The sequence below is a fragment of the Pelagibacterium sp. genome, from assembly GCF_048264985.1.
In the GTDB taxonomy this organism is placed as follows: domain Bacteria; phylum Pseudomonadota; class Alphaproteobacteria; order Rhizobiales; family Devosiaceae; genus Pelagibacterium.
On record NZ_JBLXCL010000008.1, the window covers coordinates 1 to 24,956 of the forward strand.

22 protein-coding genes and 1 pseudogene are annotated in these 24,956 nt (G+C 58.6%); 7 read left to right on the plus strand and 16 right to left on the minus strand.

Going from position 1 to position 24,956, the window contains the following annotated elements:
- From ACN0TA_RS15685 to ACN0TA_RS15695, 3 genes and pseudogenes are all read left to right on the plus strand, one after another.
- Positions 1-251, plus strand: a pseudogene (locus ACN0TA_RS15685) (methyl-accepting chemotaxis protein); the annotation flags it as partial.
- An 800-nt stretch (positions 252-1,051) separates the two neighbouring features.
- Positions 1,052-2,047 carry a threonine ammonia-lyase gene (locus ACN0TA_RS15690; RefSeq protein ID WP_417584631.1) on the plus strand — a complete coding sequence of 332 codons (996 nt, stop codon included), beginning with the start codon at positions 1,052-1,054 and terminating at the stop codon, positions 2,045-2,047.
- Positions 2,048-2,219: 172 nt separating this feature from the next.
- Positions 2,220-4,529, plus strand: coding sequence for a methyl-accepting chemotaxis protein (locus ACN0TA_RS15695; protein ID WP_417584633.1), 2,310 nt, complete (start codon positions 2,220-2,222; stop codon positions 4,527-4,529).
- Positions 4,530-4,591: 62 nt separating this feature from the next.
- Here the strand turns inward: ACN0TA_RS15695 and ACN0TA_RS15700 are convergent, their stop codons facing one another.
- The 10 genes from ACN0TA_RS15700 to ACN0TA_RS15745 are packed head-to-tail and all read right to left on the minus strand — an operon-like array spanning position 4,592 to position 16,325.
- On the minus strand, positions 4,592-5,779 hold the full coding sequence (locus ACN0TA_RS15700) for an NAD(P)/FAD-dependent oxidoreductase (protein WP_417584635.1): 1,188 nt from the start codon (positions 5,777-5,779) through the stop codon (positions 4,592-4,594).
- 13 nt (positions 5,780-5,792) lie between these two features.
- Positions 5,793-7,241, minus strand: coding sequence for a M81 family metallopeptidase (locus ACN0TA_RS15705; protein ID WP_417584637.1), 1,449 nt, complete (start codon positions 7,239-7,241; stop codon positions 5,793-5,795).
- A gap of 13 nt (positions 7,242-7,254) precedes the next feature.
- On the minus strand, positions 7,255-8,163 hold the full coding sequence (locus tag ACN0TA_RS15710; RefSeq protein WP_417584639.1) for a CobW family GTP-binding protein: 909 nt from the start codon (positions 8,161-8,163) through the stop codon (positions 7,255-7,257).
- Positions 8,160-9,653 carry an amidohydrolase family protein gene (locus ACN0TA_RS15715; protein WP_417584641.1) on the minus strand — a complete coding sequence of 498 codons (1,494 nt, stop codon included), beginning with the start codon at positions 9,651-9,653 and terminating at the stop codon, positions 8,160-8,162. Before ACN0TA_RS15715 ends, ACN0TA_RS15710 begins: the two co-directional genes overlap by 4 nt.
- Positions 9,646-10,461 carry an ATP-binding cassette domain-containing protein gene (locus tag ACN0TA_RS15720; RefSeq protein ID WP_417584643.1) on the minus strand — a complete coding sequence of 272 codons (816 nt, stop codon included), beginning with the start codon at positions 10,459-10,461 and terminating at the stop codon, positions 9,646-9,648. Before ACN0TA_RS15720 ends, ACN0TA_RS15715 begins: the two co-directional genes overlap by 8 nt.
- Entirely contained in the window at positions 10,454-11,266 is an 813-nt protein-coding gene (locus ACN0TA_RS15725; protein WP_417584645.1) for an ABC transporter ATP-binding protein, read from the minus strand. The genes ACN0TA_RS15720 and ACN0TA_RS15725 overlap by 8 nt, the downstream gene beginning before the upstream one ends.
- Positions 11,263-12,156, minus strand: a complete 894-nt coding sequence (locus tag ACN0TA_RS15730) for an ABC transporter permease (protein ID WP_417584647.1) — start codon at positions 12,154-12,156, stop codon at positions 11,263-11,265. The genes ACN0TA_RS15725 and ACN0TA_RS15730 overlap by 4 nt, the downstream gene beginning before the upstream one ends.
- The gene (locus ACN0TA_RS15735) at positions 12,149-13,138 is read right to left on the minus strand and encodes an ABC transporter permease (RefSeq protein ID WP_417584649.1); all 990 of its coding nucleotides are present in this window, start codon (positions 13,136-13,138) and stop codon (positions 12,149-12,151) included. Before ACN0TA_RS15735 ends, ACN0TA_RS15730 begins: the two co-directional genes overlap by 8 nt.
- 6 nt (positions 13,139-13,144) lie before the next feature.
- Entirely contained in the window at positions 13,145-14,749 is a 1,605-nt protein-coding gene (locus ACN0TA_RS15740; protein ID WP_417584651.1) for an ABC transporter substrate-binding protein, read from the minus strand.
- 25 nt (positions 14,750-14,774) lie between these two features.
- A complete protein-coding gene (locus ACN0TA_RS15745; protein WP_417584653.1) occupies positions 14,775-16,325 on the minus strand; it encodes a serine hydrolase domain-containing protein in 1,551 nt (516 codons plus the stop codon).
- A gap of 270 nt (positions 16,326-16,595) precedes the next feature.
- Between ACN0TA_RS15745 and ACN0TA_RS15750 the strand changes: the two genes are divergently transcribed.
- The 3 genes from ACN0TA_RS15750 (at position 16,596) to ACN0TA_RS15760 (ending at position 18,407) form a co-directional block, all read left to right on the plus strand.
- Positions 16,596-17,183, plus strand: a complete 588-nt coding sequence (locus ACN0TA_RS15750) for a helix-turn-helix domain-containing protein (protein ID WP_417584655.1) — start codon at positions 16,596-16,598, stop codon at positions 17,181-17,183.
- Positions 17,184-17,340: 157 nt separating this feature from the next.
- Complete coding sequence (locus ACN0TA_RS15755; protein ID WP_417584657.1) at positions 17,341-17,793, plus strand: Lrp/AsnC family transcriptional regulator; 453 nt, start codon at positions 17,341-17,343, stop codon at positions 17,791-17,793.
- Positions 17,793-18,407, plus strand: coding sequence for a LysE family translocator (locus ACN0TA_RS15760; RefSeq protein ID WP_417584659.1), 615 nt, complete (start codon positions 17,793-17,795; stop codon positions 18,405-18,407). The genes ACN0TA_RS15755 and ACN0TA_RS15760 overlap by 1 nt, the downstream gene beginning before the upstream one ends.
- Before the next feature lie 13 nt (positions 18,408-18,420).
- Here ACN0TA_RS15760 and arsH read toward each other — a convergent pair whose 3' ends face one another.
- From arsH to chrA, 6 genes are all read right to left on the minus strand, one after another.
- Positions 18,421-19,140, minus strand: coding sequence for an arsenical resistance protein ArsH (arsH, locus tag ACN0TA_RS15765; RefSeq protein WP_417584661.1), 720 nt, complete (start codon positions 19,138-19,140; stop codon positions 18,421-18,423).
- Entirely contained in the window at positions 19,133-19,555 is a 423-nt protein-coding gene (gene arsC / locus ACN0TA_RS15770; protein ID WP_417584663.1) for an arsenate reductase (glutaredoxin), read from the minus strand. The genes arsH and arsC overlap by 8 nt, the downstream gene beginning before the upstream one ends.
- A 1-nt stretch (position 19,556) precedes the next feature.
- A complete protein-coding gene (gene arsB, locus ACN0TA_RS15775; protein WP_417584665.1) occupies positions 19,557-20,624 on the minus strand; it encodes an ACR3 family arsenite efflux transporter in 1,068 nt (355 codons plus the stop codon).
- Between the two features lie 5 nt (positions 20,625-20,629).
- Positions 20,630-21,130: an arsenate reductase ArsC gene (locus tag ACN0TA_RS15780; RefSeq protein ID WP_417584667.1), complete on the minus strand. Its 501-nt coding sequence runs from the start codon at positions 21,128-21,130 to the stop codon at positions 20,630-20,632.
- The gene (locus tag ACN0TA_RS15785) at positions 21,123-21,482 is read right to left on the minus strand and encodes an ArsR/SmtB family transcription factor (RefSeq protein ID WP_417584669.1); all 360 of its coding nucleotides are present in this window, start codon (positions 21,480-21,482) and stop codon (positions 21,123-21,125) included. Before ACN0TA_RS15785 ends, ACN0TA_RS15780 begins: the two co-directional genes overlap by 8 nt.
- Before the next feature lie 73 nt (positions 21,483-21,555).
- Positions 21,556-22,920 (minus strand): chromate efflux transporter, encoded by a 1,365-nt coding sequence (chrA, locus tag ACN0TA_RS15790; RefSeq protein ID WP_417584817.1) that lies wholly within the window; start codon positions 22,918-22,920, stop codon positions 21,556-21,558.
- A gap of 173 nt (positions 22,921-23,093) precedes the next feature.
- Between chrA and ACN0TA_RS15795 the strand changes: the two genes are divergently transcribed.
- A complete protein-coding gene (locus ACN0TA_RS15795) occupies positions 23,094-24,956 on the plus strand; it encodes a feruloyl-CoA synthase (protein ID WP_417584671.1) in 1,863 nt (620 codons plus the stop codon).

The following is a 24,956-nucleotide window of genomic DNA, read 5'->3' on the forward strand; positions in this document are numbered from 1 at the left end:
ACGAGATGACCCAGCACAATGCGGCGCTGGTCGAGGAAACCAATGCGGCAATCGAGCAGACAGAGGCCCAGGCTTCACAACTCGATGGCATCGTCAGTGTCTTTAGATTGGGCGATAACGAGCGCGCTGCGCCCATCCAGCAAGCTGATCCAGATAGCGCAAAGACGAAAATGGGGCTGCCTAGAACAGCAGCGGCCACATATCTCTCGCAAGGGAATGCGGCAATCAGTGCGGACTGGGACGAGTTTTAGCCCTGGCGTAAACGCAAACAGAAGCGGCGCTCGGCTTTTGCCAGCGCCGTTTGCTATTTCTTGAGCCGCTACTTGAGGCTGCAATTTCACAAAAAATGCTCGAGATCGATGGGTGCTTTGGCCAGTGACTGCTGCGAGCATTTCGAGATAGCGCCGGTTGCGAGCAAATAGGCCTTCGACGATGAAGCCAAGAGCAGCGTTGGTCAATCAGAGCATTCGGCGGCCATCATTTTTCGTTGGCCGCTGGGGTAGGGCCTTTGACCTTATTAAGGTCGCAACCAAGCCGGTATTGCATGGCCTACAATCACGGTTCGGGTTATGTCGGCGTTATGTCCGCTCCAGCGCGCGCCGAATTATCCCCCGCCGCTACGATGGGTTTAAACGCCAGCCTTTCGGCGCCGTGGCGAAACAGCGGCTGAAGCAGATTGGCTTCCACCTGCTTTTTTCGATCATGCAAATTCGCACATCATTCAGCACATCAGCCCTCCACCGGCACGAGAACAACGCATGCGCACCCATTCTATTCAAACGCCCTGCCCATTACGCGCTCGAAAATCGTTCCGGGCACCAGTGCTGTAGCATGAACTCCCGGCCCTCAGGCCAATTGCCGCAACTGTACATACCAGCCCATCGTCGTCTCGCTTCTCGTTGGGCGTGCTTAAACCGCAAGGCTATCAGTCAGATATCTAACGCTCACTAGGCGGAGTGTCGTGTCGACCCCGCTTGAAATTCAAGTTCAAATTTTACCGATAATGTAATATCGGCGGCGTGTTAGCCGAAACTTTTTTACGGTGACGAAAATGATGCAGACGACTATGGGGCACATCGCTGAAATTGACTTGGAGGGTGCAGTCGGGCGCCTCAACGGCAACGTCGTGCGTACGCCTTTGCTGGAATCCGAAGTCCTCAATGCAAGAACCGGCGGCCGCATTCTTTTCAAATCCGAGATGTTTCAGCGGACCGGATCGTTCAAGTTTCGCGGCGCTTTCAACTGTTTGTCGACACTGTCGCCCGAGGATAGAACAAAGGGTGTTGTCGCGTTTTCGTCAGGCAATCACGGGCGGGGAGTTTCTCTGGCCGCCCGGCTGCTGGGAATAGATGCAGTCATCGCCATGCCCGACGATTCTCCGCACTCAAAAGTTCGCGGAATTGAAGCCGACGGGGGCAAAGTCATCACCTACAGCCGCAGGCTGATGAACAGGGACGCCGCGATCCAGCCCTATCTCGATGCGGGCAGGATCATGATTCATCCCTATGAAAATCCACATGTCATCGCCGGGCAAGCAACGGCGACCCTCGAAAGCCTCGAACAGGCCGAAGCATTGGGCGCGATACCAGACATGGTGATTGCTCCGTGCGGGGGCGGAGGGCTGACCTCGGGCGCAGTGCTGGCGCTGGCACATAGAGCGGTTAAAGCGCAGGTCTGGGGCGCCGAGCCCGAAGGTTATGATGATATGTTACGCTCATTGCAGGCCGGCAAGCGCGTTGGCAATGAAGCAACGGACTTCTCGATTTGCGACGCCATAATGACGCCTAGCCCGGGCGTATTGGCATTTTCAGTTCTTGCGAACGCGATGAGCGGCGTTGGCGTTGTCAGCGACGATCAAACTGCACACGCTATGCGGATAGCGGCCCAAGAACTCAAGGTGGTCGTCGAACCGGGCGGTGCCGTAGCGTTGGCGACATTGCTGTCCGATCAGGTCGATATTGCCGGCCGTACAGTCATCTGCATCCTGAGCGGAGGTAATGCCGATCTCCAAACATATACCGGAATCCTGGGCAGAACGGGGCGCTAGGACGCGCTTGGGCTTTGGATGTAGGGTGACGTATCGGCGCCATGAGGCCGAGCGATGCAGGGCATTTTGACGCAGCGGTTCCCGTCGAGCGGCGGTAAAGTCTTCCTCAATAGGTCATTGCGTATGACGTATTCAGTACAAACCTGTCAGCTCAAGAACTGAGACGTCCATAATGTCCATTAGTCCGAAAAAGTCACTTGCTTTCAAACTTCTATCTGTCAGCGCAGTTGCCATTACGCTGCTTTTGATCGCAACCTTCTCGTTTGTCATTTTGCAGGCGCGTGATCGGACTGTGGCAACGGTGCTCGAACAGGCTCAGGCCGAAGCGCGCGCCATGGGCGCAGCAGTCGATTCAGCAGTCAACAATCTTGCCGGGGCAACGGCCTCAATGGCTGGTGCAATTGAGAACGGGATGACCACCAACGCGCTGGATCGCTCTACGATCAGCCAGATGCTCAAGGCGGCAGTCGAAAACTTCGATCTGGTCTTTGGATCGTGGGTTGTGCAGGCCCCCGGCAGCTTTGACGGGGTCGAGTACCCGCGCGTCGAAAACATGGACGCCGCGACGAACGCAAACGGCTTTTTCTCTCCGTATTGGACGCGCGGAGAGAACGGACTGGACTTGGTTATTGGCGATGGCACCGAACATGACGCAGAATACTACAGGCTTTCCGCCACCAGCCTGAGCGGCGCGGCGACCGAACCTTACGTTGAGCCGTCGGCTAACGATATGCTGATGATGAGCGTCACTCAGCCCATCGTTGTCAAAGGCGAGCTGCGTGGCGTGCTTGGCGTCGATGTGGGCCTAGGCACTCTGGCCGCAGCGCTTGCCGATGCCCGGCCATTCGGCACTGGGCGTGTTTATCTGCTCTCGGGTGCAGGCAAATGGCTGACGGCACCGAACCCGGACACCGTCATGCAAGAGTATGCAGCCGACAGCGCTTCGGACGTGCTCAATGCCATTGCGGCGGCAGAGCCGATCGTTGTCGACAACGTGGTTGGACAGGATGGCGGTGAAGTCTATCGTATCGTACACACCTTCCCGCTTCAGGGCTTGGATGCGAATTGGGCTGTTGCCGTCGATGTTCCCGAAAGCGTTGTGGCCAATGCCGTCAATCAGCAGACCCTGATCCTTGCCGCGGGCGGGCTGATCATGCTCCTTGCAGTTATGGGCGCCTTGTTTGCCGCAATCCGTGTGTTTGTGCAAAAGCCGCTTGGCTCGCTTTTGGGCGAAGTCGGCCGGCTTTCTGAGGGCCAGCTGGAAGACGAGGTTTCCGGTCAGAAACGCAAGGATGAAATCGGCCAGGTGGCCGCAGCTCTTGAGATATTCCGGCACAAACTTTCGCACGGCAAGGTTCTTGAGCGAACGACCGCTCAGCAACGTGAGGACGCCGATCGCGAGCGTAGCCGTACTGACAAGGAACGCGCCGAAGCAGAAGCCGATCGTGCTCGCGCGGCCCAGGACCAGCAGCAAGTCGTGGAGGAGTTGGCCAAAGGGCTTTCGCGCCTGGCGGACGGCAACCTGGCCTACCGCATCAATGGGCCGTTCCCACCAGCTTACGAAGATCTGCGTATCGCTTACAACACGTCGCTCGAGCGCTTTGCCGAGGTCATCAACCAACTTCGGTCCAGCTCAAAGGCGATGAAACTGGCGACTGGGGAAATTCTCTCAGGTGCAAACGATCTGGCCGAGCGCACGACCCGTCAGGCTGCGGCAATCGAAGAAACCTCTGCAGCGATCGACGGTCTGTCCACGACAGTCTCGGAAAACGCCGACCGCTGCCAGACGGCCCGCGGCAAGGCGGAAGTGGTTGCCAACAGCGCCGAACTTGGCGGTAAGGTGATGCAGGAGGCCCGAGAGGCCATGGAACGCATTAAGACATCTTCAGACAAGATCTCCGACATCATCGGCATGATCGACGATATAGCGTTTCAAACAAATCTTCTGGCGCTCAACGCTTCGGTCGAGGCTGCGCGTGCGGGGGATGCCGGCAAGGGCTTTGCCGTCGTCGCTGTCGAAGTGCGCAGGCTTGCGCAGTCGGCAGCGTCGGCATCGTCCGATGTCAAAGCGCTGATTGAACAATCTTCGAATGAAGTCAAGGAAGGCTCCCGTCTGGTTACCGATGTGGCCGGGACGTTGACAGCTATGCTCGGCGATGTTCGCGAAAATCGCACAATCGTTACGGAAATCGCTGAGGCCAGCAAATCTCAATCCAGTTCGATCCGTGAGATTTCAGGATCGATCCGGCAGATGGACGAGATGACACAGCATAACGCTGCGCTTGTCGAAGAAACCAATGCGGCAATCGAGCAGACCGAAAGCCAGGCCAACGAACTTGAGGGGGTTGTCGCGCGGTTTATCGTGAGCGGATCCGCCACGCCCGCGGTTGAGGACGTCGCCAAGCCACGCGCCACTGCTGCCGCAAGGTATCTGCCGACCAGCGGCGCAAATGCGCTCAAGGATGATTGGGACGAGTTCTGATCTCTTTGGATGTTCAAACAGAAGGCCCCGCGTATCGGGGCCTTTTTTGTTTGGCGTACCAGTCAGGAAAACTGATCGGCGAAAATGCGCGCTGTCGTTGGGCCGAGTGTGAACCCCTGATGACCGTGACCGAAGTTAAACCATAGCTTTTTGTCCCTGTCAGAACGACCGATGACCGGCAGCATATCGGGCATGCAGGGGCGCGTGCCGATCCAGGGCTTGCTCTCAAAAGGCTCTGACACATCGAACAGCTCGCTTGCTGCCGCGACTGAACGCCCGATCTGAGCGTTCCCTGGCGCAGCGTCGGGCGCTGCAAGTTCGGCACCTGTCAATACGCGAAGGCCCTGACGCATCGGTGACATCACTGTGCCGCTTGCAACATCCATGAAGGGCAGGCGAGGGCCATTCTCAACTGCAAAATGCTGGTGGTAGCCGCGCTTGAGGACCATGGGAAAGTTGTGCCCGAACTGGCGCAGGAACGCTGGAGACCAGGGCCCGAGGCAGACAACGAGCTGGTCGGCGTAGAGTTTGCATTCTTGGTTTTGGAACGACCACGCCGATCCGCGTTTTTCGATTGCATCGGCAGCGCCGATTGCCACCCTTCCGCCGCGAGCTCGAAACAGTTCCGCGTAGCGCTGCACAAGCTCACCGGGATCCGAACAAGTCCAGGCGTCGGTCCAGTGTATTGCGCCTGCCATAGCCAGCCTTAGTCCGGGTTCGCTTTGGGAGAGCGTATTGCCATCCATCAGTGCCGAGCCAACACCAAATCTTGCCCGCAGCCGGTCAGCGGCTTTTGCTGCCTTTTCCAACGCCCTTGCCGATCGGTAACCCTGCCGGAAGCCCCTGCGGGTTATCAGGTCATCGGCGCCCGCCGCCGCGATCAAGGCTGCGTGATCACGCGTTGCCGAACGGATCATTTCCGACCACGGAGGAATGACTTTGGCTCGATACGATGTCGGGCGAGAGTGCCAGGCGTAACGCAAAGCTGGTGTTGCCCAGTGGCGCAAATCCGAGACCCTGTAGGCTACATCGTTTGTCCGTCCGGTTGCGATGGCGAACAGCGCGCGGGGATCGAGTGGGAAAGCATAAGGCTCAACTGCCTCCGCCTGGATGATCCCGGCATTGCCATAGCTGGTTTCTTGCCCCGGCTGCTGGCGATCGACCAGTGTGACGTCATGGCCGCGCTCGAGCAGTGCAAGGGCAGTGGAGACGCCGACCATGCCAGCACCCAATACGATAATGTCGGTCATTGGCGTTCGCCGCCTATCGATCGATTGGCCATTTGGGCAATGCGATCTTGGTGTATGGCAGGCTGGAAAGGTCTGGGCTCACCGAACCCGGTGCCGCCGCATAAAGAATGGTGCCTGCGATCGGTTCAAAGGCGGCGCGGAAGTGCTGGGTTGATTTGACGACGATTATGTTCAGGGCGGAAATATCGAGTCCCATGCCGGTAAAGAGGTCGGGATTCATCGCCTGGGCGCGTCCGCTGGTCAGAACAACCCAAATTCCGTTGAGTTCGATTAGTGCACAATCGCCCATATCGACAGGCACCCCGCCCAGGCCCGTCATCGTATGATTCCGCCGCAGGGCCCGCACCGTCCACTCTCCGTCGAAGGGATCGCCGGATAGCGGGCTTATCTTGCCACCAACGCGCAGTGCCAGTTTGGCGCCCTCGCCAGCCAGAAAGGCCATCCGCGCAGCGATGGGATCCCACAGAGGTCCGATCGCCGCGCTACCAAATCCCGCTTCGGCCATTGCTGCGAGAAAGAAAGTGGAATCGTTGGCAGCTCCGCCCCCCGCATTATCGGAGGTATCGGCAATAATGACGGGTTTCTGCGTCGCGGCGTTAGCTGCCGCAAGGGCCTCAGCCACCGTGAGCATCGGAGGAGAGAGCGTCTCGCGCATTGCGTAGATCTTGTCGGCAAGGGTCTGCGCCACATCTTGAGCCTTATCGGGATCATTGTCGGTGTAGACCAAAACGCGCGATCCCATGTCGGGCACATCGGCCCAGGGAAACCCTTGCGCAAGCGAAATCAGCACAATGCCCGGTTCCTGCTCCAGCGCCCGCACATGGTTGATCAGCGATAAGCCCGGCTCCGTGGTCGTGCGGATGAGGCTGACCATGCCGATATCGACGAGGGCGGGTGAGGGTTTGATCTCGCCGGCAGCAATGCGGGCGCAAAGATCGACAAGGACAACGCCGGACTCGTAGATGTCGGTGTGCGGGTATTCCTTGTAGGTCACGATCAGATCGGCGTTATCGATCATCGCCTTGGTAAGATGGCAATGGGGATCGATCAGCGCGCCGACAACGACGTCGGGCCCCACCAAGTCGCGCACGCGGCAGAGGATGTCGCCCTCGCAGTCATCATAGCCTTCAGCCACCATGGCGCCATGCAAGGCCAGCAAGACCATGTCGACCGGCATTACGGCTTCGAGATCGCTAAGGATTTGATCTCGTAGTGTTTCAAAGGCGGTACGGGTGGTCTTGCCTGCCGGCTGTGCCGATGCGGTCAGCCCTTCAAACAGGGTCCAGCCCTCACGCTTACCGCGTTCGCGCGCGGCCCAGACTTGCCCCCCATAGAGTGTCATATGGTCGGGATGCTGACCGGCCGGATAGTAGGTGCCATCTTCGACAAAAGACGACAGCCCAGTTGGGATTGGCGAAAATGTGTTGGTTTCTGTGGCCAGAACAGCACTGAAGACGCGCATCAGGTGGTCCTATCTATTGGAGAAACAGCGGCGAGAGCAACTTTCGCGCCTCTTCGCGATCGAAACCGCCGCGCTCGCCGATCAAGACCAACGCGCTTTCGGATCCGCGTCGGTTGAGCGTTTCGAGAGTTGCGCGCCGTCCCACAAGCTGGAACAGCATGCTGGACGATGGCATATGGGAAAAATTCAACACGCCCTTGGCGCGGAGCAGGCCGGGTGCAAGCCGTTGGATGCCAAGCTGGAACGGTTCGAGCGCAATGGGCCTGGAGCCATTGATCTCGAAGGTTTCGAAACGGTCGGTGGCAAACCGGGACAGACGTTTTGCGGGTGCATGACCCCCAATCTCGCTGTCGAGCAGCAACGCGCTGGGAAGCCCCTCACGATCGTGGTCGAATAAGGCAGCTGACGTGATCTGTCGCATCTGGGCGAGAAGGTCGTCTCGCGCTTCATCTTCGATGCGATTGACGGCAACAAAGTCGGCAGCGCCCACCTGCGCCTGCCACAGCGGATCGTCGCGGCGCTTTGGATTGTCGACCAAATCCTGAGCATCGACGAGCGCCAGGATGGCGTTGAGCCTTATGCTGCCGACAAGCACAGGATCCATGATCGCTTCGATGATCCCGGCAGGATCGGCAACGCCACTGGCTTCGATCACTATGTGGTCGACTGGCTGAGGAGAAGCGAGCAGGGTCTTAATCGTGCGCAGCAAATCGCCTTGGAGTGAACAGCACACGCACCCGTTGCTAAGCCCGACGACTGCTTCGGTTCGTGTTTCGATCAGGCTTGCATCAATGTTGATGGCCCCGAAATCATTGACTATGGCCCCGATGCGGCGGCCGTCATTGTCTTCGAGAAGTCCATTGATGAAGCTGGTCTTGCCCGCGCCGAGAAAGCCGGTGACAACGAGGATCGGAATGCTCATTCGTCACCGCGCCGGATCGGGCGGCCAGGGGCAACATCTGTGACCAGCTCACCGGCACTTATGACCGGAGTGCCGTTGACCAGAACATGTTTCATCCCGATCGCTGCTTTGTTCATTTCGGCAAAGGTGGCCTGTTCGGCCACACTGGCAAGGTCGAAGACAACGATATCGGCGTCGGCGTCCGGCTGCAGTCGACCCTTGCGCGCAAAAGCAGGCGCGCAGGACGAAACGATCTGCGCCGGCGTCAGCGTGCATTTGCCGATTGCTTCGACAAGCGGTATCGCGTCGCGTTCGCGCACCCATTGGCGGAGAAAGCGGGTGAAGGTGCCCGAGGACCGTGGGTGAGCCGTTTTGTCGGCGCCGAGCGGCCATTCGTCGCCATCGTAAAGCGAACCGTCTGCCAGGCTCCAGGGCATGGCGTCCGAAGCTATCGCGCCGCCTGGGTACATGACGGAGACATCGAGCAAGTTCTGATGGCGCGTGTTGCTGTCGGTGTCGAGAAAATGCCAGAGCACCAGCGTTGAGGGATCCTTGGCCTTGACCGCTTCGAGGTCGTTGCGATCCTGGATACGCTTGTGGGTCGAAACGACTTCGATGGCGTCGAATCCGGTGCCGGTTCGCGCTTCGAAATCGGGATCGACGAAAAAGCCGGCGCTGATGACCGTCGAGCCGGTGCCGTAGGGATAGGCTTCGGTTGTTATCTTCAGGCCCTGCTTCTGGGCTGTGGCAATCAATGCAGCAGCGCGCTCAACGTCTTGCAGGCTCGTCGAGTTGAGGTGACAGATGTGCATATGCGCGCCGGTTGCTCCGGCCAGCCCGATCAGCAGCACATACGATTCGATAGAGCTCTTGGGGTCGATGTTGGACATCTGCGCGATGTGCGTATAGGTGGGCGTATCGGTTTGTGCGGCAAGGTCGCAAACAAGGCTCATTTCCTTTGCGCCGGCGCCGGGGGCGTAGCCGTACGGGATGCCGATACCGAGCCCGCCTTCTTCAATGCCCTTGCGCGTCAACGCGACGATGTCGTCGGCCTGAGCCTGGTTCGCTGCATCGCGCGACCATCGCATATCGTCGCTGCCGCGACCCATTGTTGTAATTGCGGGTTCACTGCCGTCGAGTTCCAGCCCGATCATTGCCGCCTTGCGCGCGAAAATCCATGCGGCGGCCGTGCCGTAGTTGAGCAGCCGCGGCTTGGCTTGCTGGGCTGTGTACCAATCGCCAACCGGCAGGGCCCCCACTTCAAGTTCGAGTGCAGTGGTGACACCGTCGAACGCCTGCATGCGGTCGGCTGGCAATGACTGCCCATGGGCGTGAAGATCGATGAAGCCAGGTGCAACGACAAGTCCCTGTGCGTCGATTTCGCTGTGACCGGCCGCGCTGACATCGCCCACTTTGGTGATGCGTCCGCCATCGATTGCGACATCGCAAATGGCGTCGTGACCGGTCTCGGGATCGATCACCCGGCCGGAACGAATAACGATATCATGCATTGGCTTGCTCCATCTGGCGACGTCTCTTGCCCGGCACAGCGTCAATCAACTTGCGTGTGTAGTCGGTGGCGGGGGAGTGAAAAATTGCAGTTGTCTCCCCGATTTCTTCAAGCTTGCCTTGATTGAGAACGCCAACTCGCTCGCACAAATGATCGATCACCGAAAGGTCATGGGAGATGAACAGCATGGCCAGCCCCTCTTCGGCGCAGATTTTGCGCAGCAGATTGAGAACCTGGGCCTGGCTCGATACATCCAGGGCCGAGACCGGCTCGTCGGCGATGAGCAGCTTGGGTTTTGACGCTAGTGCGCGCGCAATGGCGATACGCTGACGCTGCCCGCCGGAGAATTGATGCGGATAGCGATCCAGCCATTCGGGATTGAGGCCGACCTGATCGAGTAGTTCGGCGGCCCGCTTTGACAGCGCCGCGCCCCTGAGGTCGGTGTATGAGCGCAACGGTTCGGCCAGCAGATCGCGCACGCGCCAGCGGGGATCGAGCGAGGCGTAGGGGCTCTGAAAGATCATCTGAACGTCGCGCCTGCGCTGACGCAAGGTCTTGCCAGACAGCGCCAGCCAGTCATCACCTTCAAATGTAACGTTGCCTGAAGTGGGGCTGGTCAGCCGGGCGAGAATTCGACCGATCGTTGATTTGCCCGACCCGCTTTCCCCGACCAGTCCGAAGGACTCGCCACGATGGATGACAAAGCTCACATCGTCGACCGCTACCATGTGTCTCTGGCGTTCGAACAGCTTGCCGGGCAGGCGGAATTCACGGCGGAGATTGTCAGCCCGCAAGAGGATGTCACCCATACTGAGCCTCCCGTCCGGCGCCAAATATCGGCCGCGCGTCCAGCAATTGGCGCGTGTATGAATGTTGGGGCCGGGAGAGGACATCATCGACAGATCCGGCTTCGACGATGACGCCGTCCTTCATAACCACAACCTGATCGCAAACATCGCCAACGACATCGAGATCGTGGCTGATCATTACCATTGCCGTATTCTGCTCGCGGATCAGGGTATCCATAAGTTCGAGGATTTGCGCCTGCACGGTGACGTCGAGCGCGGTTGTCGGCTCGTCTGCGATCAAAAGGTCAGGTTTGAGAGCGATCGCAGCGGCAATGACGACGCGCTGCCGCATGCCGCCAGAGAGTTGATGGGGGAAACTGTCTATCCGGCGCGCGGCGTCGCGGATGCCCACGCGTTCAAGCAGAGAAAGCGTTGCAGCGCGAATTTCACGACGCGACATTTTCGGGCGGTGGTAACGGAACACGTCTGCGATCTGGTCGCCGACACGCAGCACGGGATTAAGGGTTGCCATGGCGTCCTGAAACACCATGGCGATCCGGTCGCCTCGCAGGTTCCGCCATTGGGATCGATTGAGGGACAGCAAATCTGTGCCATCGAATGTCATGGTGCCGCCGATGGTGGCATGGGACGCTGCGGTGAGTCCCATCAGCGCCATGCCGATGGAGGATTTACCCGATCCGCTTTCGCCCACGATGCCAAGAACCGATCCGGGCGCCAAGGTAAAGCTCACGCCGTCGACGGCCCGAACAGCGCCGCCGCGGGAGGGGTAGTCGACAGTCAGTCCCGATACCGAAAGGATGCTCATGCGCGCGTCCTTTCCAGGCGTGGGTCGAAATAATCGCGCAGGAAGTCTCCGAAAAGGTTGATTCCGACTGCGGAAATAAGCACGGCGATACCCGGCGCTATAACGATCCACGGCTGATCGTAGAGGAAATCTCGACCCTCGGAGATCATGACGCCCCAGGACGCAGTTGGCGGTTGAACGCCAAGGCCGAGGAACGATAGCGCGGCCTCGGAAATGATGACTAGGGCGATATCGAGCGTTGCGACAACCAGGACGGCCGGCAGTACGTTAGGCAGGACATGGGTAAAGATGATCTGCATGCGGGTGACGCCCATTGTGGTTGCCGCATCGATGAAATCGAGCTTGCGAATTCGCATCGTTTCGCTGCGCACCACGCGGGCGAAATTGATCCAGAGCGCAAAAGCCAATGCCATGACCAGAGTGGCAAAACCCGGGCCGAGAACCGCCATGAAAATCAGGGCGAGCAGCAGGAAAGGGAACGCCAATTGAAAGTCGACAATCCGCATGATGATCGTGTCGACGATCCCGCCGAAAAAGCCGGCGATTGCGCCAAGCAGCGTGCCGACGACCAGAGCAATCGAAACAACGATCAGCGCCACCTGAATGGAGACCTGGGCCCCCATGATCGTGCGGCTCAGAACGTCGCGGCCAAGATTGTCGCCGCCAAGCAGGTTTGTGGTGGAGCCGCCATCTTGCCAGACAGTCGGCGCAAATCGCCAGTCGAGCACTTGCACCGCATGTTCATGGGGCGCCAGCCAGTTGGCAAACACGGCGCAGCCGACCATCAGCGCGATCATTACAAGTCCGCTCATGCCTTTTGGACTTTGCCTGAGCGAGCGGAGGAAGCTTCGGTTGGGTGTTGCGGTGGAGGCGATTGTTGCATCAGTCATCGCGGACCCTCGGATCGATGACGCGGTAGAGCCCGTCAACGACAAGATTTATAACTATGAACAAAAGGGCCGAGACCAGCACGACGGCCTGGATGACCGGATAGTCGCGGACATGAATGGCATCGACAGCCAGCCGACCGATGCCGGGCCATGCAAAGACTGTTTCGATCACGACGGTGCCTGAAAGAAGTGCGCCCAATTGCAGTCCGACAATGGTGACCACGGGCAGCAGCGCATTGCGCAGGGCATGGCGGATGACAATGACGAAACCGGGGACGCCTTTGGCGGCTGCGAAGGTGATATAGTCTTGCTCCAGGACTTCGAGCATCGCCGATCGGATCAGTCGTGCATTGACGGCGATCATCACGAACGCCAATGAAATTGCCGGCAGGATGAAATAGCGGAAGGCATTCCAGAAAACTGCAGGATCGCGTTCGATAATTGCCTGCCCGAATGCCGCCAAAGCCGAGCCGCGATACCCCGATGCGGGTAGCCAGCGCAATTCGACCGAAAACCACAGGATCATCAAAACCGCGAGCAGGAAGCCGGGCATCGAAACGCCAAGCACCGCGACAAAAGTGCCGACATAGTCGACCCAGGTGCCGCGTTTTAGGGCTGTCAGAACCCCAAGGGGGATGGCGATCACGCTTGCCAAGACCACCGCCCATAGAGCCAGCTCAACGGTGGCCGGCAGGCGTTCCAGTATGAGTGTCATCACTGGAACGCCCTGACGGATCGATGTGCCAAGATCACCTTGCACGGCCTGCCCGAGATAGGCGACGAACTGTTCGGGCACCGACCTGTTCAGTCCCATGCGCTCGCGCAGGACCTCCATGTCGGCCACCGTCATTGCCGGGTTGCCGGCGGCCAACACGTCGACCGGATCACCGGGGACCAGTTTGACCAGCGAGGACACCACTAGGATGACTCCAAGCAGGATCACAATGGCATAGAACAGCCGTGAGGCGATCTGGCGAACCATACTCGACTAGGACTCGACGGCCAGCAGATCGGGGCGCAGCTCGCCCGCTGTGTTCATCTGTGCATCGATCACATTGTTTGCGACGATGGCGAAGTTGAGCGGCTCGAACAAAGGCTTCCAGTAGGCCTGGGAGACAACAAGTTCCTGGATGGCGTCGAGAATTTCCTGGCGTGCGTCCGGGTCCACGGTAATGCGCTGTTCTTCGATCATGGCATCGAGTTCGCCATTCTCATGGAACGTACGCTCCAATGCGCCCGTGGTGTGCAGGACGGGATAAACGATATCGGCGTCACTATAGGAATATGTGCTGATCACCATGTCTTGCTCGCCGAGTGCAGTCTGGGCCGACCACTGCGCGATAGGGAGTGTTTCGATCAGGATTTCGACGCCGATTTCCGCCAGCTGTGCCTGGATGATTTCGGCCGTCCGCCGGATGATCGGGGTGTCGTTGGCGACCAGTGTCACGCTCAGTCCGTCGCCATGGCCTGCGTCGGCAAGAAGTTGGCGAGCGGCTTCTGGATCATAGCCATAGCCTTGTTCGGCGGTGGCCGGGGAATAACCCGAGATCGCGCTGCTGATCGGGGAATAGGCAGGCACCGCGTTTCCGTCGAGAGCGAAGGCGATGAGCCGTTCGATATCGATGGCGTGAGCAAAAGCCTTGCGTACATCGGCATTGTCGAAGGGTGTGCGCTGCTGATTGAACACAAGCGCGCGCATCATCTGGGCGGGACGCTCGATGACTGTCGCGTCCGGGTTCTGCCGCAGACGGCGCACCGCATCGAGCGGGACGGCGCCACTTGTATAGATTGCGTTGATCTCGCCCGTTTCAAAAGCTGCAATGCGCGTGGAATCTTCGGGGTAGTGAATGAATTCGAGCGCTTCAATCCGTGGCGGGGTAGCGATTGCTTCGTATCCGGCAAAACCGTCGAGCCGGATGCCACGGTCAGTCGACCAGGAAACGAATTTGAACGGTCCCGAGCCGACAGGCTGACGGCCGAAATCGTCGCCCAATGCCTCGACGGCAGTTGGCGAGATCGGGGCCGAATAGCCCAATGTCAGCCCAACCCAGACCGGAACGAACGGTTCGGTGAAATGGTAGGCGACGGTCTGGGCATCGATTGCTTCGGCGCGCTCGAGCGGTCCAAGAAAGAATGCGCTGGGCGAGGCTGCTTCGGGGTCGAGGTGTCGCGCAACTGTCCAGGCGACGGCTTCGGCGTCGCACGGTGTGCCGTCATGGAATACTGCGCCAGGCTTAAGCTTGAAGGTCAGTGTGCGGTTCTCGTTGCTGAACTCCCAGCTTTCGGCCAGGCCCGGAACGACATTGCCGTCATAATCGCGCCGCGCCAGCGGCTCGTAGATCAGATCCATTGTTGTCGAAGAAACCGAAAGCGTTGTGCGATGGGGGTCGAGGGTATCGGGTTCCTGGGCGCGTCCAACGCGCAGGATGCCAGTGGCTTCCTGGGCTAGTGCAATGCCCGGCAGGCCAATACCGGCAGCGGCGCCCATCGCGGCAGAGCCGGCCAGAAAACCGCGCCGGGAAATCGAGAACCGCTTTGCATAATCGCGCGCCAGTGCGTCGAATTCTTTGGGAGATAGCTTGGTCAGAGACATTTGTGTTCCTCGCTTTGTTCGAGCCTCAGCTCTTCTTGAAATCCAAATGCTTCATGCGTTCGGTGTTGAACGCGAACCCCTCAGAAGTCACCTGGATCATAGCCGTCCATGCCTGGCCCGGACGCAGGGTAGCGCCGGAGGGCAGCATGAGCCAAAGGTCGCTATCGACAGCAACCAGTTCGGCGGCAAACGCGCCAAGATCGGAGCGCAGCCGGAGTTGGGCAGTGTTACAATCGCCCCAGATTTCCACGTCTAGATTTTGCGCTGCGTTGCGGTAGCGCCCGGTCAGCGGTTTGACAGCCTTGCAGCCTTCGGGCAGCGGGGCGTAAGTGCGCGGCGTTCCGCAGAAGCGCGCCTTAATGGTGCCGTCGGCAGCCGGGGTCAAAACCAGATCGGTGACTGCGCGCTCGGGCTTGGCGCCACCGGGATGGGCGAAATCGAAGCTCACTGTACCCCCGGCGCTGAGAAAGTTTGGGCCGTTTTCGCCTTTAGCAATTTCGATGACGTCATTGCCCTCAACTTCGCGGTACCGCCCGGGCACAAGGTCAATCGGCGCGGGGATTTCGGTCTCGAAATAGGCATCTGCGATGCGTCGAGCGATTGCGAATGGAGAAATCTGGTCGTGATTGGCGATGATGATGATCCCAAGGCCGTCATCGACATAGCGTGTGGATTCGGACTTGCCGCCTGCTACCGTCCCGCCATGCCCCACGGCGCGACGTCCACGGTAGGTATCGGTCACCAGGCCCATGCCGTAAAAGCCGGTTTCACCATTGGCAAACACGGTCGGCGTTGCCATGCGTTCATACATTTGGGGCGTGCCGACCTTGGGGTCCGAGAGGTTCTTGAGCCAGATGATCATATCGTCGAGGGTTGAAATCATGCCCCCTTCGCCACCTAGATCCAGCCCCCAGCCTTGGGTGCTCCACTCACCCTCACGGCGGCAATAATGCGCTGCCAGGCGCTTCATGACCGTGGCATCGCGCGGCATGAGCGCTGTGTCTTTCATGCCAAGCGGATCTGTGATCCGTTCCTTGAGCACTGCATTAAATGATTTGCCCTCGACCTTCTCGATGATCTCGGAAAGCATGAAAAACCCAGCATTTGAGTAGATCATTGCAGTCCCGGGGGCAAAGTTCAGCCGGTCCTGCTGTGAAATTACATCGCGGGCCGCCTGGCGCGTCGATGGTGTGACAATCGATAGGCCGGCATAGATCATGGATTCGAGGTGATCGCGATAGCCGCTTGCGTTCTGAGCCAGATGACCGAGCGTGATATCGTGCTCAAGTTGAGGGACGTAGGGCAGGTGCTCCTGAACGCGATCGCTGAGGGAGAGTTTACCCTCGGCTTCAAGCATAAGGATCAGCAGGACTGTGAATTGCTTGGTCTGTGAGCCGATGCGGATGATGGTGTCCCGCGCCATCGGGACGGAGTTGTTGATATTGGCCATTCCATATGCGCTGGCGAAAATCTCCTGACCATCTTCAAGCACGGCAACGACAGCGCCCGGACCGTCGGCTGACGCATGCAGCAACTCTTCGACTTTGGCTGCAAATTCCGCTGGAGCTCTGGTCATGCTTTGAATTCCCTTTTCTGCCGACACGCCAGGAAAGATTTGCATAGAGCCGCGGCAAAGCCGCCGTCACGAAGGCAATCGTGCGCGGTCAGATCCGGGCTGCTGGTGCAAAACCTGCGATAAGGGCTGGTGCGTAAGCGATTTGCCTCATAAGCTCGATTGTTGAGTTTCTTTGGCTCATGTGTCAATCTTTTTTCTTATACGCTAAATTATCGGCCAATTTGAAACTCAATCGACGGAGCCTTCAGCGTTTTGAGTGAGCAGCCAAAATTGAGCGAATGCCTTCGAGCGATGCGCAATCGCCACGGCTTCACGCTACAGGACGTGAGCAAGAGGACGGGCGTTGCTCTGTCAACGCTCTCGAAGGTCGAGAACGACCTGATGAGCCTGACCTATGACAAGATCGTCCAGATCTGCACGGGTCTTGGCATCCCCGTGACTGAGCTTTTGACCATCGAAGAGCAACAGCGCGATGCAGGACGCACGCGTCGTTCTGTCGTGTCCGACGAGAACACGCTGGTGCATGAGACGAAGAACTATCAGTACAATTATCTTTGCACCGACCTCATCAACAAGCGCATGGTGCCGATCATTGCGCGGTTGCGCGCCAAGGATATTCGCAGTTTCGGGTCGCTTGTGCGCCATGCCGGCGAGGAGTTCGTGTACGTTCTCGAAGGAGAAATCGAGGTTCACACTGAACACTATTCCTCGGTTCGGATTCGGGCCGGGCAGGGAATCTACATCGACTCCACGATGGGGCATGCCTATCTTTCTTCGGGCGATGTTGACGCTGTGCTGCTCTGCATCTGCTCAGCCCCTGAAGGTGACCTCGAAAAGCTGCTTTTCGAGCACGCGTAAGCCCAGAGCGCACGTATCCATAATTTCATTTGAACCACCGCAGTCTGCCGCAATACGTTCGGCGATTGCTAGAAATTGCGTTATTTAGTTTGGTCAAATTCGCTTTTGTTAGAAAAAAATGTGCGAAATTGTATAAAGTGCCGTATATAGTGCGGCTATGGATGAAACTGACCTTAAAATCATTGAGCTTTTGGCTGTCGATTCGAAACGATCGCTTGCCGATATCGGTCAGGGGGTCGGGCTCTCGCCCTCGAGTGTGAATGAGCGCATCCGTCGCCTTGTGGCGTCAGGCACAATTCGCCGTTTCACCGTCGATCTCGATCCCCTCGCTCTCAATAGGGATACGCTGGTTTTTGTCTGGCTCGGGTTGCGTGAGAGTTCGGACGAAACGGCCTTTCGACGCTATGCGCAGACGCATCGGTCAATTCTGGAATGCCACCACGTCACCGGCGCGTGGGCCTATCTGCTCAAGATTCGCGTCGGCAGCCCCTCCGAGATCGAAGGCTTCCTGGCCGAACTGAAAGCCGAGGGGTTCTTGGGGCGCAGCGAGACCGTTCTCGCGCTTTCTTCGCCAGTTTCCGGGGCGTTTTTGCCCAAGGATGGGGTGTGATGGATGTCTCTTTGTTCTTCAAATCCGCTTTGCTGGGGCTGGCTATCGCCGCTCCGCTCGGCCCCATCGGGGCGCTATGCATCAACCGCACGCTGCAGCGCGGGTTTCTCGCCGGGGCGGCTGGTGGCCTAGGGACGGCCTTGGCCGATGGCGTCTATGCGACTCTGGCCGCTATAGGTTTTGCCGCCTTTTCGGGCCTGTTGGCGCAAATCGACATGCCGCTGCGCCTGGTCGGCGGCGCGTTCATGATCTGGTTGGGCTTGAAGAGCCTGACGCCCGGGCCGCCCCAAAGTGCGCAGAAGGTTTCGGCGAGTGATCTTTTGGGAACGACGGCGGCAACATTTGTGCTGACCATCACCAGCCCTATGACAATTATCTCCTTTGGGGCGCTGTTTGCAGGGCTTGGGCTCGCATCAAACTCAGGATTTTCCAGCGCCTGGCTGGTTGTCGGTGGGGTATTTTCGGGTTCAATGCTCTGGTGGTGCATCCTGAGCGGCGGCATCGCTCTGGCCAGTCACCGGCTTCCCGAAACATTTGCGTTATGGGTATCCCGAATTTCGGGAGGCGTACTGATTGCCTTCGGGATCTGGGCCATCGCATCTGCATTCCGCTGATATGGCATAACGCTCAAATCGCGCCTTGATTGACCCGTTTTGAAACCGCCTCGGCCGTTTCCACCCGCTCGGAATAGCGGTCGACAAGGTAGTCGGCCCGATCACGCACCAGTAGTGTGAATTTGACCAGCTCTTCCATCACATCGACGATGCGGTTGTAGTAGGGCGATGGACGCATGCGCCCGTCCGCGTCGAACTCATTGAAGGCCTTGGGCACCGAAGACTGGTTGGGAATCGTGACCATGCGCATCCAGCGGCCCAGAATGCGGAGCTGATTGACAGCGTTGAACGATTGGCTGCCGCCATTGACCTGCATCACGGCCAGCGTCCTGCCCTGTGTGGGGCGGATCCCGCCCATCGAAAGCGGTAGCCAGTCGATTTGTGATTTCATGACCCCTGTCATGGCGCCATGGCGTTCGGGAGAGCACCATACCATGCCCTCGGACCAGATCGCCAACTCGCGCAGTTCAACGACCTTTGGGTGTTCTTTGGGGGCGCCGTCGGGAAGGGGCAGGCCGGTTGGATCAAAGATGCGCGTTTCCGCTCCAAGCTGGTCCAGGATGCGCGCCGATTCAAACGTGGCGAGTCGGGAATAAGATCGTTCGCGCAGCGAGCCATAAAGCAGCAGGATGCGTGGAGCGTGGGTTTTGTGCTCCGGTGCAAGCAGGGCGTTCTCATCAATCGGGTGTAAATGCTCTTTGGCCAGAGCGGGAAAACGATCAGTATCAGACATGACGCCTACCGTTTCCATCGATGACAATCTCCCCGTCTTCCTTGGTGAAGGGGCCGATATCGGGATTGGGGAGGATATCGAGGACAGCTTCCGAAGGTCGGCATTGGCGCACGCCCTTTTCGGTGACCACAAACGGCCTGTTTATCAGAACGGGGTGCGCAAGCATGGCGTCGATGAGCGCAGCGTCCGTGATTGCAGGATCTTCGAGGCCGAGCTCTTTATAGGGTGGCTCTTTCTTGCGCATTGCTTCGCGTACTGACAGACCGGAACGCTTGATCAGATCGCACAGTGTTTCCCGGCTGGGCGGGGTATCGAGATACGCGATGATATCAGGTTCTTCGCCGGATTGGCGGATCATCGCGAGTGTGTTGCGCGAGGTGCCGCAGGTCGGGTTGTGGTAGATGGTGATGGCCATTTCAGACCTCCGTGAAGCGATGGCGGGTGCGGTTTGCGAAAGCGACGAGCGAGAGCATTACGGGCACTTCCACAAGCACGCCCACAACTGTAGCCAGTGCCGCCCCTGAATTAAGACCGAACAGGGAGATGGCTACGGCAACTGCCAGTTCGAAAAAATTGGAGGTGCCGATCAGGGCGCACGGTGCCGCAATATTGAAAGGGACTTTCCACTTCCAGGCTGCCCAGTATGCGATGGCAAAGATGCCATAGGACTGGATGAGCAGAGGGATCGCGATCAATACAATGACAAGGGGATTGGCGAGGATTGTCTGCCCCTGAAAGCCAAACAGCAGCACGACCGTGGCGAGAAGTCCGATCACTGAGGCTGGCTTGATGCGCGCATTGAACGCATCGATGCGTCCCGTCTCAGTCTGGTTCCCGCGCAGGAGTAGCCGGCGGGTGATGGCCCCGGCGATCAGCGGCAGAATGACATAGAGACCGACCGAAAGCAGCAGGGTTTCCCAAGGCACCGTGATCTCTGTGAGGCCGAGCAAAACTGCGACGATGGGCGCGAACGCAACAACCATTACCGCATCGTTCACTGACACCTGAACCAGCGTGTAATTTGGGTCGCCTTTGGTCAGTTGCGACCAGACAAAGACCATGGCCGTGCATGGCGCCGCGCCCAGCAGGATCAGCCCGGCGATGTATTGCTGGGCATCGTCCGGAGCAATCAATGGGGCAAACAGGACGTTGAAGAACAGCACTGCCAGCAGCGCCATGGAAAACGGCTTGATCAGCCAGTTGACCACCAGGGTAAGGATCAGGCCTTTGGGCTGGCGTCCGACCTGTCCAATGGCGGTAAAGTCGACAGCGACCATCATGGGATAGACCATGGCCCAGATGAGAACCGCGACAACGAAATTGACCGACGCGTATTCCAAACCTGCCAGTGTTGCGAACAGGTCGGGCACGAAATTGCCGAGCACGATACCTGCAAGAATGGATGCCCCGACCCAGACAGAGAGCCATTTTTCGAAAAAGCCGATCCCGCCCGCGGGTGCGGGTGCTGTGGAGTCAAGCGTCATGGTTTTCAGTCCTTGGTCTGCCCGATTGTGTCGAGCCTGGAAAGGAGCGCCATGCGTTCGAGGCTGGCGATGGGGAGGCTAAGCAGGAGCGAGATGCGGTTGCCCAATTGCCGTGCCGCTTCGGCGAAGGCGAAATGCCGTTCGGCATCGGTCCCTTCGACCGCAGCCGGATCGGGCACGCCCCAATGCGCTGTCATGGGATGACCGGGCCAGATCGGGCAGGTCTCGTTGGCGGCACTGTCGCAGACCGTAAAAATGAAATCGAAAGCTGACGCATCGACGCCTGCGAATTCGTCCCAACTTTTGGATCTCGCAAAGCCGGTGTCGATGCTCAGACTGTGCAGCAGATCGAGCGTGAAAGGGTGAACATGGCCCTTGGGTTGGCTGCCGGCCGACCAAGCCTTGAATCTGCCATTGCCGTCACGGTTGAGCAAGGCTTCGGCGATAATCGAGCGCGCCGAATTGCCCGTGCACAGGAACAAGACGGAATAGGGCTTTTCAGTCACAGCAGGCGTCCGTTGTTTGAGGCTGCAGACAGGCGAGATTGGTAATCAGGGGGGCGCAGACTTCCGGCCGCCCGCCGCAGCAGTCCTCGAGCAGGAAGGCCACGAGGTCTCCGGCAACAGTGTAGTTGGCGCTATAGCGAATGGATCGACCCTCGCGGGTAGCTGCGATCAACCCCGATCGGGCCAGCGTTGCGAGGTGGCTCGACGTCGTGTTCTGACGCCCATTGACCGACACGGCAATTTCGCCGGCCGGAAGACCGGCTTCCCCCGCCTTGATCAGGCGGCGAAAGATCGCCAGCCGAGTGGGCTGGGAAAGAGCATCAAAGACGGACAGTGCATGTTCTGTATCCATATATCGAGAAATATCGATATATAGTACGGGCGTCAAGTCATGACAGGCTTGCCGTGCGTCTGGGCGGTGATTGCTACGTGTTAAGTCCGGCCAAACTGAAGATAACGCCAGCAGTGGCGCAGCCCGCCAGCACGGTGACCGGACCCAGCTTGAACCTGAAGATTGCCACAATCGCCGCAACAATCAAGACAGCAGAGAGCCAGTCGATTGTAGTGAGGACCGGGACATCGAGCTGCAGCCCGAAGCCGGAATATGCGCGGACGTCCGAGAACAGGACGTGCATCCCGAACCATACTGCCAAGTTGAGGATGACGCCCACGACGGCTGCTGTAATGGCGCTCAGGGCTGCGGTCAGCACTCTATTGTCCCGCAGTCGCTCGATGAATGGCGCGCCAAGAAAAATCCAGAGAAAGCATGGCGCGAACGTGACCCAGGTAGTCAGCAAGCCGCCGAGCGTACCCGCCAGTAAGGGTGGCAAGTTGCCAGGTGAACGGAACGCGCCCATGAAGCCGACAAACTGGGTGACCATGATCAGGGGCCCGGGTGTCGTTTCGGCCATTCCCAGCCCATCGAGCATTTCCCCCGGCGCCAGCCAGCCAAAATTCTGCACAGCCTCTTGCGCCACATAGGCGAGAACCGCGTAAGCGCCTCCGAACGTGACGACCGCCATGACGCTGAAAAAGCCGGCGATCTGGGCGAAGATGTCATCAGCGCCCAACAGCGCCGCCAGCCCAACGACAGGGGTCAGCCAAAGAACGAGAATGACAATGGACATACGCAGCGCCCAGCCCAGATCAACGCGGGTATGGGCAGGCGATTGGTCGCCGAGCACGGTATCGGCGATATCTGCGGCACCGACAGATGTGCTGCCGACTTTCGTCTCAAACGCCGGGACATTGGCATAGGCTCCAGCAAACCCGAACAATCCTGCGATCACAATTATAAGCGGGAAGGGAACCGAATATCCGAAAATTGCTACAAAGGCTGCGGCAGCGATGGCCAGCATCGCGCTGTTTTTCAGCGCCCTGCTGCCGATACGGATAACGGCCTGAATGACGATAGCGAGAACTGCCGCTTTCAATCCGAAAAACAGCCCTTCTACCAGCCCCACATTGCCCCAGATGGCATAGATCCAGCTCAGGGCCATGATGGCGATAATGCCAGGAATGACAAAGAGCGCGCCGGCGATGATCCCACCCGCGGTGCGATGCATCAGCCAGCCGATATAGACAGCAAGTTGCTGGGCTTCGGGGCCTGGCAACAGCATACAATAGTTGAGCGCGTGCAGGAAGCGCCGTTCGCCCAGCCATTTTTGTTCTTCGACAAGAATGCGATGCATCATGGCGATCTGGCCGGCCGGCCCGCCAAAGCTGAGCAGTCCGATCCGCGCCCAGATTTTTGTCGCCTCGGCGAGTGTCGGGTAGGCTCGGTCCTGCATGTGCGCCCGGAATTCAGATGGTGACACGCAGTTTAACTACGCAATTATCGCCGATGTCTATTGCGCCTCTATGACGAACAGATGAAGGGGTTGCAATCGGGTTGAGATGTGGAATTGTCGGCTTGACGACTCGTAGTTATGTTTCATAACATAATTTGACTGGGAGGTTGGTTATGTCGGAACAATCGTCGCCCGTTCGCGATGTCAGGATGGGCTATATGTCGGCCCGTGCCGAGCGCACCGAGAATGGCGTCCTGCGTGTGCGTTCAAGCGAGTCGTTGGCCGCTTATCCGCGCTCGATGGTCGATGCCATTGCCCAATGGGCGATAAAGACACCCGACGCGCTCATGGTCGCGGATCGAACCAGTGATGCCGATGGTTGGCGCAAGCTTAGCTATGGCGAGGTCATGGCGGCCATCGGGCCGCTCGCTCAGGCCCTTCTCGATGAAGGGCTATCTCAGGACCGGCCGCTTGTCATTCTTTCGGGCAATGAAATCGAGCATCTTCTTTTAGGGCTTGCGGCGATTTCGGTTGGCATTCCTTATGCCCCGATCTCTCCGGCCTATTCGCTGATCTCGACCGATTTCGGCAAGCTCAAACATATCGCCGCTTTGCTGACGCCAGGGATGATTTATGCCTCCGATGGCGAAAAGTTTGCGCCGGCGATCGAGGCGGCGTTCGATGATTCCATCCCGCTGGTGGTCAAAACCAATCTTCCGTCTCACCGGGCTGCGCGGCAATTTGAGACGCTGGCCAAAACCTCGGTTTCAAGCGCTGTCGCTGCCGCAAGCGATGCGGTCACGCCCGATACAATCGCCAAGGTGCTCTTTACATCTGGCTCCACAGGCATGCCCAAGGGCGTCATCACCACCAACCGCATGATGGCCTGCAACCAGGAGATGATCCGCACGGCTCTGGCCTTTCTCAAGGACGAGCCACCGGTGCTGCTGGACTGGATGCCCTGGAACCACGTTGCGGGATCGAGCCACAATACCGGCATCGCGTTTTACAATGGCGGCAGCTTCTACATCGATGACGGACAGCCCACACCAGCCAGGATTGGCAACACGCTGCGCAATCTTCACGATGTGCAGCCCACACTCTATCTTACAGTGCCAAAAGGGTACGAGTTTCTGGTTGCTGCGTTCGAGCACGACCATGCGGTTCGGCGCAAATTCTTTTCCCGCATGAAACTCATGCAATATGCCGGGGCCAGCCTGTCACAGCACGTCTTCGATGGTATGGACAGGGCAGCACGGGCAGAACTGGGCGAGCGCGTCATGATGATCACCGGTTACGGCTCGACCGAAACCGCGCCCTTTGCCTTCACTACGACCTGGCCGGTTCAGGACGCCGGTCATATCGGGTTGCCGGCGGCAGGCATGGAAATCAAACTCGTGCCCAATGGCGACAAGATGGAATTGCGCCTGAAAGGTCCAAACGTAACACCAGGCTATTGGCGCGACGCGGAAAAAACCGCTGACGCCTTCGATGATGAAGGATTTTACATGATCGGGGATGCCATCAAGCCGATCGATGAGACCGATGTCTCGAAGGGATTCGTTTTTGATGGGCGAGTCAGTGAAGACTTCAAACTTTCGACCGGCACCTGGGTCAATTTCGCCACTGTACGCAAAGGGGTGATCGGGGCATGCGCACCCTTGATCCGCGATGTGGTTCTGACCGGGGCTGACCGCAATCATCTTGGAGCGTTGATCTTTCCCGATTTTGAAGCCTGTGCCCGTCATGCGGGTTTGCCCTCGGGCACTGATGCTGGGGAAATCGCCAATCATCCGGCCATACGCGAAAAGTTCGCTCTCGATCTTGGGGCGCTTGCGTCTCGCGCTACGGGCAGCTCCAATCACATAGCGCGGGCGCATGTGATGATCGCGCCACCCGATATCGATAAGGGCGAAGTCACCGACAAAGGCTCGATCAATCAGCGCGCCGTTCTGGCTGCACGAAAAGCGCTCGTTGAGGCGCTCTATGAGGAACCTGTGCCGACCGGCGTTCTTGATTTGCCGAGAAAGGGATAA

Bases quoted from the DNA above. Each gene is read 5' to 3' on its own strand.
- ACN0TA_RS15690 (WP_417584631.1), top strand. From the start codon at position 1,052: ATGATGCAGACGACTATGGGGCACATCGCTGAAATTGACTTGGAGGGT.
- ACN0TA_RS15695 (WP_417584633.1), top strand. From the start codon at position 2,220: ATGTCCATTAGTCCGAAAAAGTCACTTGCTTTCAAACTTCTATCTGTC.
- ACN0TA_RS15700 (WP_417584635.1), bottom strand. From the start codon at position 5,779: ATGACCGACATTATCGTATTGGGTGCTGGCATGGTCGGCGTCTCCACT.
- ACN0TA_RS15705 (WP_417584637.1), bottom strand. From the start codon at position 7,241: ATGCGCGTCTTCAGTGCTGTTCTGGCCACAGAAACCAACACATTTTCG.
- ACN0TA_RS15710 (WP_417584639.1), bottom strand. From the start codon at position 8,163: ATGAGCATTCCGATCCTCGTTGTCACCGGCTTTCTCGGCGCGGGCAAG.
- ACN0TA_RS15715 (WP_417584641.1), bottom strand. From the start codon at position 9,653: ATGCATGATATCGTTATTCGTTCCGGCCGGGTGATCGATCCCGAGACC.
- ACN0TA_RS15720 (WP_417584643.1), bottom strand. From the start codon at position 10,461: ATGGGTGACATCCTCTTGCGGGCTGACAATCTCCGCCGTGAATTCCGC.
- ACN0TA_RS15725 (WP_417584645.1), bottom strand. From the start codon at position 11,266: ATGAGCATCCTTTCGGTATCGGGACTGACTGTCGACTACCCCTCCCGC.
- ACN0TA_RS15730 (WP_417584647.1), bottom strand. From the start codon at position 12,156: ATGACTGATGCAACAATCGCCTCCACCGCAACACCCAACCGAAGCTTC.
- ACN0TA_RS15735 (WP_417584649.1), bottom strand. From the start codon at position 13,138: ATGGTTCGCCAGATCGCCTCACGGCTGTTCTATGCCATTGTGATCCTG.
- ACN0TA_RS15740 (WP_417584651.1), bottom strand. From the start codon at position 14,749: ATGTCTCTGACCAAGCTATCTCCCAAAGAATTCGACGCACTGGCGCGC.
- ACN0TA_RS15745 (WP_417584653.1), bottom strand. From the start codon at position 16,325: ATGACCAGAGCTCCAGCGGAATTTGCAGCCAAAGTCGAAGAGTTGCTG.
- ACN0TA_RS15755 (WP_417584657.1), top strand. From the start codon at position 17,341: ATGGATGAAACTGACCTTAAAATCATTGAGCTTTTGGCTGTCGATTCG.
- ACN0TA_RS15760 (WP_417584659.1), top strand. From the start codon at position 17,793: ATGGATGTCTCTTTGTTCTTCAAATCCGCTTTGCTGGGGCTGGCTATC.
- arsH (WP_417584661.1), bottom strand. From the start codon at position 19,140: ATGTCTGATACTGATCGTTTTCCCGCTCTGGCCAAAGAGCATTTACAC.
- arsC (WP_417584663.1), bottom strand. From the start codon at position 19,555: ATGGCCATCACCATCTACCACAACCCGACCTGCGGCACCTCGCGCAAC.
- arsB (WP_417584665.1), bottom strand. From the start codon at position 20,624: ATGACGCTTGACTCCACAGCACCCGCACCCGCGGGCGGGATCGGCTTT.
- ACN0TA_RS15785 (WP_417584669.1), bottom strand. From the start codon at position 21,482: ATGGATACAGAACATGCACTGTCCGTCTTTGATGCTCTTTCCCAGCCC.
- chrA (WP_417584817.1), bottom strand. From the start codon at position 22,920: ATGCAGGACCGAGCCTACCCGACACTCGCCGAGGCGACAAAAATCTGG.
- ACN0TA_RS15795 (WP_417584671.1), top strand. From the start codon at position 23,094: ATGTCGGAACAATCGTCGCCCGTTCGCGATGTCAGGATGGGCTATATG.